The sequence below is a fragment of the Candidatus Aramenus sp. CH1 genome, assembly GCA_022678445.1.
In the GTDB taxonomy this organism is placed as follows: domain Archaea; phylum Thermoproteota; class Thermoprotei_A; order Sulfolobales; family Sulfolobaceae; genus Aramenus.
Genome location: JALBWU010000007.1, coordinates 302,936 through 317,212 on the forward strand (window position 1 = coordinate 302,936; position 14,277 = coordinate 317,212).

Annotated in this window: 19 protein-coding genes; 9 read left to right on the top strand and 10 right to left on the bottom strand. The window is 45.8% G+C overall.

Annotated features, from left to right (window positions below):
* The first annotated feature begins 34 nt into the window (after window positions 1-34).
* The 3 genes from MPF33_07735 to cysS are packed head-to-tail and all read left to right on the top strand — an operon-like array spanning window position 35 to window position 2,771.
* Window positions 35-454, top strand: a complete 420-nt coding sequence (locus tag MPF33_07735; protein ID MCI2415112.1) for a hypothetical protein — start codon at window positions 35-37, stop codon at window positions 452-454.
* A complete protein-coding gene (locus tag MPF33_07740) occupies window positions 447-1,352 on the top strand; it encodes a bifunctional phosphoglucose/phosphomannose isomerase (GenBank protein ID MCI2415113.1) in 906 nt (301 codons plus the stop codon). Before MPF33_07735 ends, MPF33_07740 begins: the two co-directional genes overlap by 8 nt.
* Window positions 1,353-1,370: 18 nt before the next feature.
* Window positions 1,371-2,771 carry a cysteine--tRNA ligase gene (gene cysS, locus MPF33_07745; protein MCI2415114.1) on the top strand — a complete coding sequence of 467 codons (1,401 nt, stop codon included), beginning with the start codon at window positions 1,371-1,373 and terminating at the stop codon, window positions 2,769-2,771.
* Here cysS and MPF33_07750 read toward each other — a convergent pair.
* Window positions 2,752-3,186 carry an NUDIX hydrolase gene (locus MPF33_07750; GenBank protein ID MCI2415115.1) on the bottom strand — a complete coding sequence of 145 codons (435 nt, stop codon included), beginning with the start codon at window positions 3,184-3,186 and terminating at the stop codon, window positions 2,752-2,754. The two genes, cysS and MPF33_07750, sit on opposite strands and share 20 nt — an antisense overlap.
* Before the next feature lie 98 nt (window positions 3,187-3,284).
* Between MPF33_07750 and MPF33_07755 the strand changes: the two genes are divergently transcribed.
* The gene (locus MPF33_07755) at window positions 3,285-4,631 is read left to right on the top strand and encodes a hypothetical protein (GenBank protein MCI2415116.1); all 1,347 of its coding nucleotides are present in this window, start codon (window positions 3,285-3,287) and stop codon (window positions 4,629-4,631) included.
* A gap of 65 nt (window positions 4,632-4,696) precedes the next feature.
* Entirely contained in the window at window positions 4,697-5,962 is a 1,266-nt protein-coding gene (locus MPF33_07760) for a Glu/Leu/Phe/Val dehydrogenase (protein MCI2415117.1), read from the top strand.
* A gap of 7 nt (window positions 5,963-5,969) precedes the next feature.
* On the opposite strand, the gene MPF33_07765 is transcribed toward MPF33_07760, so the two are convergent.
* The 5 genes from MPF33_07765 to MPF33_07785 form a co-directional block, all read right to left on the bottom strand.
* Complete coding sequence (locus MPF33_07765; protein MCI2415118.1) at window positions 5,970-6,227, bottom strand: TIGR00304 family protein; 258 nt, start codon at window positions 6,225-6,227, stop codon at window positions 5,970-5,972.
* A gap of 3 nt (window positions 6,228-6,230) precedes the next feature.
* Window positions 6,231-7,718, bottom strand: coding sequence for an ATP/GTP-binding protein (locus tag MPF33_07770; protein ID MCI2415119.1), 1,488 nt, complete (start codon window positions 7,716-7,718; stop codon window positions 6,231-6,233).
* Window positions 7,719-7,829: 111 nt separating this feature from the next.
* On the bottom strand, window positions 7,830-8,609 hold the full coding sequence (locus MPF33_07775; GenBank protein MCI2415120.1) for an SDR family oxidoreductase: 780 nt from the start codon (window positions 8,607-8,609) through the stop codon (window positions 7,830-7,832).
* Window positions 8,560-9,204, bottom strand: a complete 645-nt coding sequence (locus MPF33_07780; protein ID MCI2415121.1) for a uracil-DNA glycosylase — start codon at window positions 9,202-9,204, stop codon at window positions 8,560-8,562. Before MPF33_07780 ends, MPF33_07775 begins: the two co-directional genes overlap by 50 nt.
* A gap of 89 nt (window positions 9,205-9,293) precedes the next feature.
* Window positions 9,294-9,815, bottom strand: coding sequence for a hypothetical protein (locus MPF33_07785; GenBank protein MCI2415122.1), 522 nt, complete (start codon window positions 9,813-9,815; stop codon window positions 9,294-9,296).
* Window positions 9,816-9,855: 40 nt separating this feature from the next.
* On the opposite strand from MPF33_07785, the gene MPF33_07790 reads away from it, so the two are divergent.
* Entirely contained in the window at window positions 9,856-10,149 is a 294-nt protein-coding gene (locus tag MPF33_07790; protein ID MCI2415123.1) for a hypothetical protein, read from the top strand.
* Here the strand turns inward: MPF33_07790 and MPF33_07795 are convergent.
* Window positions 10,144-11,022 (bottom strand): sulfite exporter TauE/SafE family protein, encoded by an 879-nt coding sequence (locus MPF33_07795; protein MCI2415124.1) that lies wholly within the window; start codon window positions 11,020-11,022, stop codon window positions 10,144-10,146. The two genes, MPF33_07790 and MPF33_07795, sit on opposite strands and share 6 nt — an antisense overlap.
* A gap of 215 nt (window positions 11,023-11,237) precedes the next feature.
* On the opposite strand from MPF33_07795, the gene MPF33_07800 reads away from it, so the two are divergent.
* Window positions 11,238-11,636: a metal-dependent transcriptional regulator gene (locus MPF33_07800; GenBank protein ID MCI2415125.1), complete on the top strand. Its 399-nt coding sequence runs from the start codon at window positions 11,238-11,240 to the stop codon at window positions 11,634-11,636.
* Between the two features lie 50 nt (window positions 11,637-11,686).
* Complete coding sequence (locus MPF33_07805; GenBank protein ID MCI2415126.1) at window positions 11,687-12,553, top strand: dihydrodipicolinate synthase family protein; 867 nt, start codon at window positions 11,687-11,689, stop codon at window positions 12,551-12,553.
* Between the two features lie 28 nt (window positions 12,554-12,581).
* Here the strand turns inward: MPF33_07805 and MPF33_07810 are convergent, their stop codons facing one another.
* Window positions 12,582-13,211: a hypothetical protein gene (locus MPF33_07810; protein MCI2415127.1), complete on the bottom strand. Its 630-nt coding sequence runs from the start codon at window positions 13,209-13,211 to the stop codon at window positions 12,582-12,584.
* A 60-nt stretch (window positions 13,212-13,271) separates the two neighbouring features.
* On the opposite strand from MPF33_07810, the gene MPF33_07815 reads away from it, so the two are divergent.
* Window positions 13,272-13,688 (top strand): winged helix-turn-helix domain-containing protein, encoded by a 417-nt coding sequence (locus MPF33_07815; GenBank protein MCI2415128.1) that lies wholly within the window; start codon window positions 13,272-13,274, stop codon window positions 13,686-13,688.
* On the opposite strand, the gene MPF33_07820 is transcribed toward MPF33_07815, so the two are convergent.
* Entirely contained in the window at window positions 13,685-13,972 is a 288-nt protein-coding gene (locus tag MPF33_07820) for a hypothetical protein (GenBank protein ID MCI2415129.1), read from the bottom strand. The two genes, MPF33_07815 and MPF33_07820, sit on opposite strands and share 4 nt — an antisense overlap.
* Window positions 13,973-14,084: 112 nt before the next feature.
* The coding region (locus MPF33_07825; protein ID MCI2415130.1) for a hypothetical protein at window positions 14,085-14,277 on the bottom strand (193 nt) is incomplete at its 5' end.

Sequence of the window (14,277 nt, forward strand, 5' to 3'; positions counted from 1 at the left end):
TTTCTCTAAATGAACTATGATAGCTAAAAATAGAATGACAAAACTCTATGAAGAGATAGAGAAAGTGCAAAAGGGTAACTTGAGCATTACGGAACAGGGGATCTTGAACTTCCTTAAGGATCAAATAAAAATGGAAGAGGGGGTGCTATCCGAGTTCGAGAAGAACTGCTCAGAGAACAGGTCAAACGAGGCGATAACCTCCTTCATGACCCTTGTACAGAGGGCAAACGTGATGTTCTATTACTTGGTGCAACCCACCGTCCTCTCGTCTTTTACCTCGGGCAAAATGGAGGGACTAGTCCAAGAGTTAATAGACGCGCTCACGTTTGCTGTTTCGGAGGCAACTATGATGATAAAGTCCATGTCGAAGGGGCTAGGGATAGACAGTTTGACCGTGTCCCTCAACTCTAACCCTCCATCCATAAGCGTCTCAATGGTGTTCAAGAGTGCTTAAGAACTACTTGAAGTGGCCAGAGCTATTTGAGGAAGCAAAGGGAATTGAGGTACCAGAAGTAAGGGGAGAGAGAGTAGTCTATACAGGGATGGGCGGTAGCTACATCCCCGGGAAAGTAGCAGAAATCCTTGACTTCCCCGTAGACTACGCGTCGGTGCCAGGGATACCTAGGAGAGTTGACGAAAAGACCGTCATGATAGCAGTAAGCTACTCTGGGACTACGGGAGAGACAATAGAAGCGGTAAAGAGGGCGTTAAACAAGGGCTCCAAGGTGGTCGTCATCACATCAGGAGGCAACTTGGAGAAGCTGGCGAGGGAGAACAACGTCCCCGTGGTCAAGGTTAAGGGACTCTCGCAGACTAGGTACTCTTTCCCTGTGCTATTTACCCCAGTGCTCAAGTTACTCTCCTACTTGTCTGGAGTGAAACTAAACCTAGACCTCCTCAAGGAAGGAGTAATAAAGGGAAAGGAGAGGATGATGAAACTGGCAGAAGAACTGGCAACCTCTATTAATGGCGTTATCCCCGTCTTTTACGCCTCAAAGTACTTTCCCATCGCCGTAAGGTTTAAACAGGAAGTAAACGAGAACGCCAAGCACCCCGCCTTTTACGGGGAAATCCCTGAAGTCAACCATAACGAAATAGAGAGCTACGCTAACGGGAAGTACCTCTTTCCCGTGGTGATAGGAAACGAGGACCTAGACAAGGTCACTTCCCAAGTGCTTAACGCTAGGCAAATAGAACCCCCCTTCAATGACGTTCTGATGAACATCTCGTCCCTAATGTTCCTGGCTGGAGTGACGTCAATAAAGATGGCCGAGAGGATGGGCGTAAACCCGGAAAAGCTCTCGGTTATCCCTAAGGCAAGGAGTTTGACAAGCAATCTATTTAAGTTGTAGAAGCTCTTTTTCCACTAAATGATAAGGATATACAACACCCTTGGGAGGAAGCTAGAGGAGTTTAAAGCCGACGGAAACACCGTCAGGATGTACGTCTGTGGGCCCACTGTTTATGATTACGTACACATAGGGCACGGCAGGACATTTGTTGCGTTTGACGCGATTTCCCGTTACCTAAGGCTAAGGGGATACAACTTAATAAGGGTACAGAACATCACTGACATCGACGATAAGATCATAAATAAGGCGAACGAGACTGGGAGGGATTGGAGGGAGATAGTTGAGACCTATTCTAAGAACTACTTAGAAAACCTTAACGCACTGAAGGTTAAGGTAGACCTCCACCCTAGGGTGACCTCCCACATCAACGAGATCGTAGACTTTGTCCAAAAGTTAATAGACAAGGGACACGCCTACGCGACGCCGAGCGGAAACGTCTACTTTGACGTGGACACTTACCCAGCTTACGGCGAGTTGTCAAACACTAGGAAGGAGGAGTGGAACCAGGGCGAGGAATTCCTAAAGGAGAAAAGACACCCTTACGACTTCGCCTTGTGGAAGGCTAGAAAACCAGGGGAGCCATATTGGGACTCTCCTTGGGGGAAGGGAAGGCCGGGCTGGCACATAGAGTGCTCCACCATGTCAACTAGGTACCTGGGTGAGCAGTTCGAGATCCACGGAGGCGGGATGGACTTGATCTTCCCCCATCACGAGAACGAGAGGGCCCAGACAGAGTCCTACACGGGAAAGCAGTGGGTAAAGTACTGGGTACACGTGTCCTTCTTAACGATCAACAAGACAAAGATGAGCAAGTCACTGGGCAACATAATACCCCTTAACGAGGCACTCAAAAAGTACGGCCCCTCGGTTCTACGTTACTGGTACTTGTCCTCCCACTACAGATCCATGGTCGACTACAGCGAGGAGGCACTGGAGCAGAGCAAAACCTCCCTAGATAGGCTAAAGGACGCCCTATCCATAGTAAGGGACATACTAAGGGAGGGACCCAAGAGCTACGCTAAGGACGAGGACGTGAAGGTACAGAGGCAGATCATATCGGAGATTGAGGGTTTCCACGAGGCCATGAGCAACGACTTCGACACGGCCAAAGCGCTGTCCCACGTGCACAACATAGCCTCAATTGTCTTCTCGAAGCTCTCAAACAGCAGGGACTTCATGGGAGCGTCTATAGCGTTGGACGCCTTTAGGCAGTTCAACGAGGTTTTCGCCGTGATTGACGAGGAGTTTGGGGCAGTTTACGAGAACGTGTCGAGGATAATAGACGCGGTAATAGAGGTCAGGAACTTGTTAAGAGCGAGGAAAATGTACGATCTTTCCGACCAGATAAGGAGTATATTAGAGAGCAACGGAATAAAGGTGCTGGACAGCAAGGACAAGTCTACTTGGAGATTTCAGTAATAAACATGGGCGTCCTTTCTCCCTTGAAGTACCTTAACAACATTTCCCTCGTAGTAGGCGTAGTCTCTATCTTTTCTATTTCCTTTCTCGAGAAGAACTTGGCGTCTTCAGCGTCTGAGCCTGGACTAAGCGTACCTCCCGTAACTTCGCAAACAAAGTCGAGGATCACGTAGTGGAAACCTTCCTTTATCAGCTGGACGACCGCCATTAGCTCTGAGACCCTTACCTCAAGCCCGGTCTCCTCCTTGATCTCCCTCTTTACCGCTTCCTCAAGCGTTTCCCTGAACTCAACTTTCCCTCCAGGAATCGCCCAGAATCCCATGTTAGGGGGATGTGCCCTCTTTATCAACAGTACTTGTCCTTCGCTGACTACCACGCCACCTACCGCAACTAATGGTCTAGCCGGAGTACTCACACAGCCATTAAGTAAAGCGTCGTAAAATACGTTTTGTCTGTGAGGTTGACGAAGCTTCTGGATAAAAGTTATTAAATAGCTCTTTACGGTGTTATATGATGTCATCTCGTAAAGCGTCTCTAGTGTTCATAGCCTTATCCTTGTGCCTGGCAACTCTTGTGACTGGTGTGCAGTCGTTCTCAATCCCCCAGTTCCCCACAACTACAACGCATTGTTACAGCACCTTGAGCTTTCCTAGTAACCTAACTTACTATATCGTAGTGTCGAACACAACAAAGGTGCCTACTACTAATACTTCCACTACCAACACCTCTACGTCCAATGTACTCCCCTCGCGAGTAGTCAATTACACTTACGTTGCCCACTACCAAGTTGTCAAGTATAGCTCCGAGGGACAACTAACAGTCAACTTAACGGTGGAGAACACTTCTCAAGTAGCTAAGGGGTTTAACTTCACGTTACTGAAGACGGGCTTACACAACGTTAGCCTTGAAGAAGACCCGCTTAACTTAAATTACCCTTTCGTGTTTCCTGGATACCTTTTCAATAACACCTATACGCTGTCCACACCTTCGAACTCCCTCACGTTGGTGTACGATGGAGTGGCAAACGAGACAATTTTGGGCGTAAAATACGTGGTAATAAAGTACTTCTTTGGGGGCTCACAGGCTTCCGGTGTTGTCTATATAACGGAAAACGGAACCGTTACCTACGTCAACACAACCTATAATGGACTTAACGTTCAATTCTTTCTAAAGTCCTCTCAGGGTACTACAACAGTCGATATCCCTAACACCGCGACTCTGCCCAGTTACTTCCTCAATAGGTCGTACTTATACGCTATTTACGAGTACTCCAACTACTCGGACTCTTTACAGAGCGTGGGAGACGAAGAGATCGTGTACCCGTTCGTCTTCCCTAATGGCATAATTGGAGAGACTGCGTATCAAGTGAACACTGTAAGTGGTTCGCCTTTGGTCAACTTCAACGACTTCACGATTCACATCGGGAATTACACCAGCTTGGAGACCTCCTTTTACCCATATCTGACTCAAGAGATAGAGTGGAACTCTGAGAGCCTCACAATGGTAGGCAGACATAACGTAACCATATTTGGAGTAAACTATCCCAACGCATACGTATACGAGGGCAACCAGAGCGTGAAAAACAGCACTGTAGTTCACGAAGTCGTGTTCAGCCCCTCTGGTATATTGATCGACCAGGTAGCTAGTGTAGTCCACAACGGAGTGAGTACCCAAGAGTTCGAGGCAAAGTACGTTGGGAATATATTCTACAATAATAGCGAAACGTATCCGAATTTCCAGACATTTTCAGATACCAACCTCCCGTTCAGCGTGGTGTCCCCTTCCACTTCCCTGACTGTGGCTATAATAGTTACAATAGCAATAGTTGCCATTTTAGTCCTTTTACACAGAAGAGACTAGCCTCACTTATACAATTTAAAATGGAAAGAAGTAAAATTTTTTTATGTAGATTCAATGATTAGATTATGACATCCGTAGAAGAAGTTCTAACTTCGAATCTTTACACGCAACAGGTGAAGAAGCTCTACAAAATTGGTGACATATTAGGTTTACACGACGACGAACTTCAGGCTTTAGCCACACCGGAGCGCGTGATCCAGGTCAAGGTTCAGATTCCGGGGGCCGATGGAAAAATTAAGACATTTATAGGCTGGAGGTCACAGCACAACAGCGCTCTAGGGCCTTACAAGGGCGGAGTGAGGTACCACCCTAACGTTAGCCAAGATGAAGTGATTGCGCTCTCAATGATAATGACGTGGAAGAACTCCCTTTTACAGTTGCCCTACGGTGGAGGAAAGGCGGGCATAAGGGTCGATCCAAAGTCCTTAACCAGATCAGAGCTTGAGCTCCTCTCTAGGAACTTCATAGACGCTATATATAAGTATATAGGAAGCGACATAGATATACCTGCCCCCGACGTTAATACGGACTCTCAGGTGATGTCGTGGTTTATAGACGAGTACATAAAGATAACCGGAAAAGTCGACCTGGGAGCAGTGACCGGAAAGCCCGTAGAGCTAGGAGGAATCTCCGTAAGGGAGTACAGCACCGGACTAGGACTGACTCACATAGCGAAACTAGCTGCGGATAAGTTCTTGGGAGGAATTGAGGGCAGAAGCGTAATTATACAGGGGTTCGGAAACCTAGGTTCCTTTGCGGCCAAATACCTTTCGGAACTTGGAGCCAAGATCGTGGGAATAAGCGATTCAAAAGGAGGGGTAATCAACTACGACGGTATAGACGTGAACAAGGCACTGGAGGTAAAGCATAGAACTGGGTCCGTGGTCAACTACCCAGAGGGTAAAAAGGTGACTAACGACGAGCTACTGGTCAGTCAATGCGACGTACTAGTACCTGCTGCCTTAGAGAACGTCATACATAAGTACAACGCTCCGAAAATACAAGCTAAGCTGATAGTAGAGGGAGCCAACGGCCCACTAACTGCGGACGCTGACGACATACTAACTAAGAGACAGATACCAGTAGTCCCCGACATACTGGCTAACTCTGGAGGGGTAGTCGGAAGTTACGTCGAGTGGGCAAACAACAAGATGGGAGAGATAATAGAGGAAGAGGAGGCAAAGAAGCTGATCTTGAGTAGGATGGAGAAGGCCTTCAGCGAGATCTACAAGAAATACAACGATCTAGGAGACCAGGACTTACGTACAGCTGCAATGGTGGTGGCAGTAGAGAGAGTAGTTAGGGCAATGAGAGCTAGGGGAATGATTTGAACCGACCTTAAAGGTAGGCGAGGACATATAGTGCCACTAATATGGCCGTTATTATTAAGGCAACCACTATCATCCACTTTGCGATTTCCTTGTTGCTACCAAATACTATAGGTATGGGGCCGATCAGTATAATTCCTCCAGCCTTAGTTTCTCGTTTTTCTTCGTTACCTTCACTGTTCTTGAGGGCCTCGTAAATTACAGAGAGGAACACTATCAAAAAGCCAAGGAAAATCAGAAGTATGCCCAGTTCAATTAGCCCTTCCATATGTTACTGAACTACTTGAAAAGATTTAATCTTATTCGCCAACAACTCAACCTCTTTTGGAATCTCCAGGCTGTCTATCCTCGTCACGATATCGCTAAGTGATGACCTGATCAGCGAGTAGTCTAGTCCCCTCTTTCTCAGAACGTTTATCAACCACCTCAAATTGTCCTCCTTTCCCAAGTCCTTCAGCTCCTTGTCGTCGGGATATATTCCAAAGGTTTTGAGAGCCTCCAGTATACCGGTCTTGCTATAGAACGACTCTACCTCCCTTCCTAAAGGGATGCACCGATCCCCTACCGAGGGGTCTAGCTTGTCGCAGAGACCTAGGAATATGACGTCTAGTTTGAGAATGTCCCTCAACTTTAGCCACGACTGTAGCTCTAGGTCTGTCTTGACACTGTAAATCGATATCCCGTTGTACTCTGGGTTTACGTTTAGCCTCTTCAACCAGTTGGAGATAGCGTTGGGGTCTGCGTACTCGTTGCACAGTATAATGGTCTTGCTGAAAAGCAGGTCGCTTATGCTCACCTTGAGTATACTCAACAAGCTCCTTAAGTTCTCGGATGGAAGAACGGATATCGCTCTGGAATAGGAGGAATTCCTCCTCAACACTATGTAGTTATCGACGTCGCTAGACACTATAAAAGGAGAATGGGTAGTTATGAAGACTTGTAATGTCTTTGCGTCCGTCCAGCTCTTCAGCAGTTTCACTACCTTGTACTGAAGGGTAGGGTGCATGTTGACTTCCGGTTCCTCTATTAGGAGGATCTTGTTACCGCTTAGCCAAATAACAAATAGCATAAGGATAACCCTCTGGAAACCGCTGGCCGCCAGATCAATGTATATTGGAAGGTTATACACATTTAGGACAAGCTTTCTTGAGTCCCATATCTCCATTCCCTTTATCTCCGGTATTGTAACGCTAACCAAGTTTACGAAATCGTACCAGTACTTCCTCAGGTTTATGGGCGACCTGCTTATCTCCACTAGCCTTTTCATGATGTTATCAAAGTACTCCTGGTCGAATATGGGCACGTACTCTATCTGCCCAGAGGCGTAGCTCAACAGCTTCCGCACGTCGTCGAGTCCCTCTTTAGAGAGTACCGACCCATTTACCTTTAGGGTGTCCAGCTCCCACTCTATGTAACCGTTTACGTACCTAAGCTTGTTGACTATCTCAATGGTCATTGGCTGGATCTTTCCGGTTACCTTCTCCACTTCCTTCTCCGAAAACTGCAACTTACCCCCCAGAAATATCGGCTTAGACGTGTCGTAACCCTGCCAGAGCAACACGAACTCTTGGTTCCTGTCCTCGGCTGACCTCTTCTCTATCCCTGCGGTCAAATTCCTCACAAAGACGTAAACGGCAGTCAACAGGTTAGTCTTTCCGTAACCGTTGAAACCGAGGATAACATTAAACCCGCCTAGAGACGAAAGACTGACGTCAGAGAGACTACGGAAGTTATTGGTGTAAAATTCCAGTAATCTCAATATTACTCACTACCGAAGACTCTTCTCGGTGATGTAATATAACCATTGGCACGCTAAGATACGTTGTTTCTCTATATTAGAAAAAAAGACAGTATTATCAGCCCAAAATCTTTAAAAAGTACACTTAGTTATGCCTCCATCTACGGGGATGATCGTACCCGTAACGTAAGTGGACAAGCTAGAGGCCAAGAAGAGTATAACGTTAGCTACTTCCTCAGGCTGTGCCATCCTGGCCATAGGTATCTCCTTTGTTATCTCGGCAATCACTTCCTCTTCCCTCTTCCCCTGCCTCCTGGCCCTATCCTTCACAAGTTGGTCAACGCGTTCCGTTAACGTCCAACCAGGCATTATCCCATTGACCAGTATTCCGCGTGGAGCCAACAACTTGGAGGCAGATTTTATCAGCCCTGCTAAGGAAAGTCTAATAACGTTTGAGAGATCCAAGTTGTCGATGGGCTGTCTTAACGTCATTGAGGTGGAAAGTATTATCCTTCCCCCGCTCCCCATGTACTTGACCGACTCCCTAATGGCCACAACTGCGCTCATGAGGAGTAACTTGAAGCCCTCTTCCCAGTCCTTGTCGGAGAGCTCTAGGAAGTTTCCCGGCTTAGGGCTGCCGGTAACGTATGCAAGTACGTCTATTCCTCCTAGAATATCTCTGGATTTCCGCACCAAGTTGGCGATTTCATCCACGGAAGTGAGGTCTGCCCTGACGTAATGGACCTCTCCTATTTCCCTTAACTTCGAGTAGGCCTCCCTTAGTTTATTTTCGTCGTGTGAGGAAATGATGACCTTGGCCCCTTCCTCTAAGAACCTCTTTGCGGTTGCATAGCCAATCCCCCTACTTGCTGCCGTTACTATTACCCTCTTGTTCCTTATTCCCAAGTCCATTTTTATCAAAGAAACTATCGATCGTAACTCTTTTTGAGCTTATCCGCCTTCCCAACACATCAAAGTCCTCCTCAAGTACCCTTTTCAGCCTAGGATTGTAAAGCGCGGCAGCTGGGTGATATGTAGGGAAGACTAAGGTGTTGAGGTCCCTCCAGTCGTAAAACTTTCCCCTTACTCTAGAGATCTTTACGTCCTTGATACCGATCTTTCCTAAAATGTAAGAGGTAGAATGGTTTCCCAAGGTAACTATTACCTTTGGCTTTATGAGAGCTATTTGAAGGTCTAGATAGGGGGAACAAGCGTTGATCTCTTCCGCGTCTGGATCGCGGTTGTTTGGAGGCCTACACTTTACAAGATTAGTAATGTACACCTTGTTCCTGTCTAACCCTATTCTCCTAAGCAACTCGTCTAGAAGTTTTCCCGCCGATCCCACAAAGGGCCTCCCAGTCTCGTCTTCAGTTGCTCCAGGAGCTTCACCAATTATCATAACGTCAGAGTTCGGGTTCCCCTCTCCTGGGACAGCGTTTCTCCTAGTGAGGGAGAGCTTGCATTTCTTGCAAGCCCGTATAGTTTTAGCCAGCTGGTCTAGATCCATGCACTTTCCCCCAAGAATACAGTCAGCCTATCGACCCTGTCTTCACGCTGTTCGGTCTATGTCGGCTTCATCACTTGTACCCCGCCCGGCTAGGATCCTTCATTCCCGCGTATATGCGCGTCAGGACCAGGTAGGGAGCGGGGCACTCTAGATTTTTTGTACAATCTATAAAATCTATAAAGTAGAAAAATTAAGACTATCTGCCCTAGATCAAGTTGCATCGACGTAACTCCGTCGTATTTTATCTCTATAAAGAAGGGAAGAAGGGTGACCACCGGTTTCCACACGTACCATATGAGGTAATAGTTTATGTAGTTCAGGATCACAAAGGATATCCCTGAGGCGTCAACTACCACGTTGTAAAAGACGTTTTTAGCCCCCCAAAACAGTATAGCTGATACCAAGAATACCATGAGGCTTATGAACGCGGAGAACGAGAAACCTACCGGGATTCCCAAGTCATAGTATCCTCCGTCGTATGGGTACACCTTAGGTTCATCCAGTGGGGCCAGCGGGGCTAGCATTACCGAAAATAGAAATACGAGGATGCTGGCAACAGTAACGTAGATGTAGTACGTTCCTAGACTCACTTTGCTTTCTCTTCCGTCCATGACAACACTTTATACATTGATTGTATAAAGAGTTTTTCAAATGTCCAATACAGAGTTCTTTAAGCTCCAAGACCTCATACTTAAGAGAACCTCGCTAGAAAAGGTAAAGATACACTTGGAGAGCAGAAGGGAGAGGGCTGTATATAGCTGGATTGCCTCGGAGCTAAAGGAGTTCGTGAAGACGAAGGACGACATCTTTAGACCTTACATCGATAAAATCCTCGAAGGGATAAGGACTGAAGACTACGAGAAAGTGCTCGAGGGAGTAAACGCCAGCATAGCATTGCTGGACAAAAAAATTGACGAAATGTACAAGAGAATGGCTAAGTCATAGGTGGTTTATTAACTGGAAAAGCCCTCCGATGCTATTGTACATCATGTAAAGGGCTACTGCGATGATGATTAACGCAAATACCTTCCTTAGTAATCCCCTTGGCATCTTGGAAGTTACAGATGCCCCAGCGTAACCGCCAATAATCCCTCCGACAAGGTACAGCACACTAATTACTGGGTAAACGTAACCGGAGAAGCTATACGAAATTGCAGACGTGACCCCAAAAGTTCCCACTGCTATAAGAGAGGTTCCTACAGCCTTTACCATACACATTCCAGTGCTGAAAAGTAACCCTGGAACTACTAGGAATCCACCGCCTATACCGAAGTAGCCAGAAGCAAACCCCACTAAGAAGCCTGCAGGTATAACTTTCTTGAGAGATACAGAGGACATGAGAGAGGAGAAGTTAAGTCCCTTGTTCAGCTGCTGATCCTCCGTCGGGCTTACGACTTTTCCCTCTCTCTTTTGCCTAAGCATCATATAAGCGACCACTATCATGAGGATACTGAAAAAGAACAGCAAAGACTGCCCTGGCGTGATCTTGTCTAGTTCAGTCCCCACAAAAGCCCCCACTATACCTGGTATGGTGAACATGATCCCTGGTCCTACTCTCACGTTTCCTTTCTTAAAGTGCATGTAACTGTTAATGTAAGCGTTTAGACCCACTGCAAGGGCCGTGGTTCCTATTGCAACGTGATCGACGTAGCCGGTCTCACTGGAAGGCACGGAGTAATAGAGACCCACAAAGTAGAGGAGCAAAGGTATGGCGAGTATAGAACCGCCTCCTCCAATAAGGCCTAAACTGAATCCGACCAGAACTCCTGATATAATCGATAACACGTACTGTATTGGAGTTAGCTCTAAGACTACCATGTGACGTATTTTTAATTTAAAAATTAAAAAGTTTCTGTATAATAAAAACTTCCCGAATTGCCCTATAATCTCCTCATCTCTTTGCAGGACTTCCTTGTTTAGCTAATTTTTTATAGTAAATGTAAATATATACAATATTATGTTTAATTGACGAAAACGTTACGCCAATCCTTTGCAGGTTAAGTTTAAATTGAATCTAAGCTAATTAATTCACAATGAAAATATCCCATAGAGAGCTACAGTACCTCCTTGTAATCAAAAAGTACAACGATCAGGGTAAGCCAGCCCGTCTAAGTAACATAGCGAATGACGTAGAGGTCAGCCCAGCCAGTGCTTATGAGGAGCTCAACCACCTTAGCGAAAAGGGTATGATAACAAAGAAGAGCAGAAGTGAAATCTGGATTACCAAGGAAGGAGTAGATTACATACTTAGGGCGATCAAGGCTCACAGGGTCATAGAGTCGTTCTTAGTAAAGTTGGGAATGGACAAGGACGAGGCATGCAAGTACTCCCAGCAGTTTGACCTTATGGTACCGGAGGAAATAGTAGAGAGACTTTACGAGTTCTTGGGAAAGCCAAAGAACTGCCCTCACGGTGACGTGATACCGCGGTGAGCGTTTTAGGCTTCGTTTAAACTTATAATAAGCGCGTACTGTCTTAGATTATGGATAACGCAATTACAGCCTTAGTAACCCCCTTCGACGACAAGGAGAACGTGAATCTCAACTCCCTCAAGAATGTTATACAGTTTGACGAGAAGAGGGGAATTTCGTCGTTTTGGGTTCTCGGCACAACAGGAGAGTTTAACATGCTCTCCCAGCAGGAGAAGATCTCAGTAGTGAGGGCGGCCAGGGAATTCACAAAGGGTAAAATATACGCTGGCGTGAACGAGAATTCCCTCTCAAACTCAAACGTCCTCCTAAGAGAATACGTTAGCATCGGCGTGAACGCTGTGTTCTCAGTGCCTCCGATTTACCATAAACCGGGGAAAAAAGGACTAGTTGACTACTACGAAGCTTTGTCGAAGCCAGGCATCCCGGTCTACGTTTACAATATCCCATCTTACGTGGGCTACTCGATCGATCTAGATACCTTAGAAAAGCTCGTCTCAGAGGGAATTATCAGTGGAATGAAGTACACAACATCGGACTTAGACTCGTTCATAAACTACACCTTGAAGTTAAAGGAAGTGGACAAGAACTTCAAGGTATTCATAGGAAGCGATACCCTAATTCTCCCTGCCTTAATGTACGGCGGAGACGGCGCGGTTTCGGGGATAGCCAACTTTGCCCCTGAAATAATCTCAAACATTTTCTCAAATTACAATAAAGGCGACTACAAGGAAGCGCTTAGGTACCAGCTGATGGCCGTTAAACTTAACGAGGTTGTAGGGCTTTCAGACTACCCCTCAGGAATAAAGATAGCGTTGAGGTATAGGGGCCTCTACGTAGGCAGAACAAGGGCTCCACTGGAAGAGAATATAACTGCGGAATCTGCCATATATAACGTCTTAAAGGAACTAAACTTGTGATGATATCGATGTAGGTTGAACGGTGAGATCAGTATCCCCGGCTGATGGGAATAGCAATAAAAGTCACGCTCTCTCCGAACTTCCCCGTTGTCCATACAGGGATTAGGAGCACGGAGCCTGGAAGAATGTTCTTGGAAATCTGTAGTTCTAGCTCTATTACAGTCAAGTTGTTTAACAGATACTCGTGGATGGAGAGTATTTGGTATAGAGAAGAGTTATAGCCTATGTAGACGTCATATATACCCCTTACGTAGACGTCTACATATGCAACTAGTGAGGAATTTTCCCAACTCAACTTATCTAGCCTGGCATAAAGCAGGGGGAAAATCGTTATATTGGCTGAACCCAACCACTCTCCTTCGTCATCTGGACCCATGTAGACATATGCAGAAAAGTATTCTGTGCCATTCCAGTAATATAGGGTAGCGTTAGTAGTATAGTTTACTGAATAGTAATAGGTGTAAATAAACTCATCTTGTCCGTAAGCTCCACTGTACCCTTTCTTAACCACAGGCTCGTGCTCCGTACTAAAATACACTGAGGGCATTGAGAGGTCTTGAGTAGGGCGTTTAGAAAAGATGGTACTGGAAGTAAGGGAGGCGTAGGCAAGCCCTATAGCCAATAGAACGCCAGCAGCTATCATTAGGAGAGTCTTCACATAATACTCCTTCGATATTACGTTTATATATTTATTCCGCACACTATATTTTAGATCACGATGACGCCCGCTGAATACGAGGGACTTTACGGCACTAGGAAGAAGATCTACTATTACATTCTAAGGCAGAGGAAGCCTGTCCCGCTTAAGAAGATACAAAGGGACCTAAATTTGAGTTCCCCGTCGCTGGTACAGTATCACTTGAAAAAGTTACTGGAAGAGGGGCTGGTGAAAGAGACGCAAGAGGGCTACGTGGTGTCTAAGGTAGTTTTATCAGATTACGTTAGAATATCAAATCACTTGATACCCGTTTCCGCCTTCTTCGCCTCCTTTTTTATCACGGCGTTGGCACTGCTTTTGACCTTCCTCTACAAGTACCCGTTAGCTTCAGAGATCTTTTCTGTAATAGTTATTTCAATGTCTGCTGTCCTGTTTGTCCAAGACGTGATAAGAAAATACAAGGAAGTTAAGCTCTAAACTCTAGTAACGTAGTAATATAGAAGAATAACCACTGAAGCGGTAAGTACAGCAATACCCAATGAAGGGTACACGTAGATAGGATTTCTCTCACTACTCCACAAGCTGAACGCCACAGTGTCTGTCACGCTCACTAAAACTAGAAGTACGGATATCACTACCAACACGAGGGAGATCTTTCCTTTAAGTTCCCTCCTGAGGCGACTAAACTCCACGAGAATGAGGGAGGCGAAAATCGCAGATATCACTGAAAGAGCAATGTGAATGTACCATAGCTCGAACATAAAAGTTAATGAACTTGAGGAACTTATAAGTGTTTACCCAAATCGATAGCAATTTACCTTTTCATACTTTAAACCATTTATAAGTGTGGAGATTTAACATTTCTAATTCATATTATCTCTGTACACTAATTATTTCAGATTTAATATCTTTCGTCTTTAAGCCATAGATCTTAAGCCCAGAACTAGTCCTCTGGCCTACTCCCCTCCCTGCGAGGGTTCTGCCTAGGTCTAAGGCGTTACTCCCCCTTAAGGGAGATACTCCGTGATGTGAAGAGAAAGGAAAGAGCCAAAGCGTTGACAATCTT

Coding starts and splice junctions, on each gene's coding strand:
- MPF33_07735 (MCI2415112.1), top strand. CDS start 35: ATGACAAAACTCTATGAAGAGATAGAGAAAGTGCAAAAGGGTAACTTG.
- cysS (MCI2415114.1), top strand. CDS start 1,371: ATGATAAGGATATACAACACCCTTGGGAGGAAGCTAGAGGAGTTTAAA.
- MPF33_07755 (MCI2415116.1), top strand. CDS start 3,285: ATGTCATCTCGTAAAGCGTCTCTAGTGTTCATAGCCTTATCCTTGTGC.
- MPF33_07760 (MCI2415117.1), top strand. CDS start 4,697: ATGACATCCGTAGAAGAAGTTCTAACTTCGAATCTTTACACGCAACAG.
- MPF33_07765 (MCI2415118.1), bottom strand. CDS start 6,227: ATGGAAGGGCTAATTGAACTGGGCATACTTCTGATTTTCCTTGGCTTT.
- MPF33_07775 (MCI2415120.1), bottom strand. CDS start 8,609: ATGGACTTGGGAATAAGGAACAAGAGGGTAATAGTAACGGCAGCAAGT.
- MPF33_07780 (MCI2415121.1), bottom strand. CDS start 9,204: ATGGATCTAGACCAGCTGGCTAAAACTATACGGGCTTGCAAGAAATGC.
- MPF33_07785 (MCI2415122.1), bottom strand. CDS start 9,815: ATGGACGGAAGAGAAAGCAAAGTGAGTCTAGGAACGTACTACATCTAC.
- MPF33_07790 (MCI2415123.1), top strand. CDS start 9,856: ATGTCCAATACAGAGTTCTTTAAGCTCCAAGACCTCATACTTAAGAGA.
- MPF33_07795 (MCI2415124.1), bottom strand. CDS start 11,022: ATGGTAGTCTTAGAGCTAACTCCAATACAGTACGTGTTATCGATTATA.
- MPF33_07800 (MCI2415125.1), top strand. CDS start 11,238: ATGAAAATATCCCATAGAGAGCTACAGTACCTCCTTGTAATCAAAAAG.
- MPF33_07805 (MCI2415126.1), top strand. CDS start 11,687: ATGGATAACGCAATTACAGCCTTAGTAACCCCCTTCGACGACAAGGAG.
- MPF33_07815 (MCI2415128.1), top strand. CDS start 13,272: ATGACGCCCGCTGAATACGAGGGACTTTACGGCACTAGGAAGAAGATC.
- MPF33_07820 (MCI2415129.1), bottom strand. CDS start 13,972: ATGTTCGAGCTATGGTACATTCACATTGCTCTTTCAGTGATATCTGCG.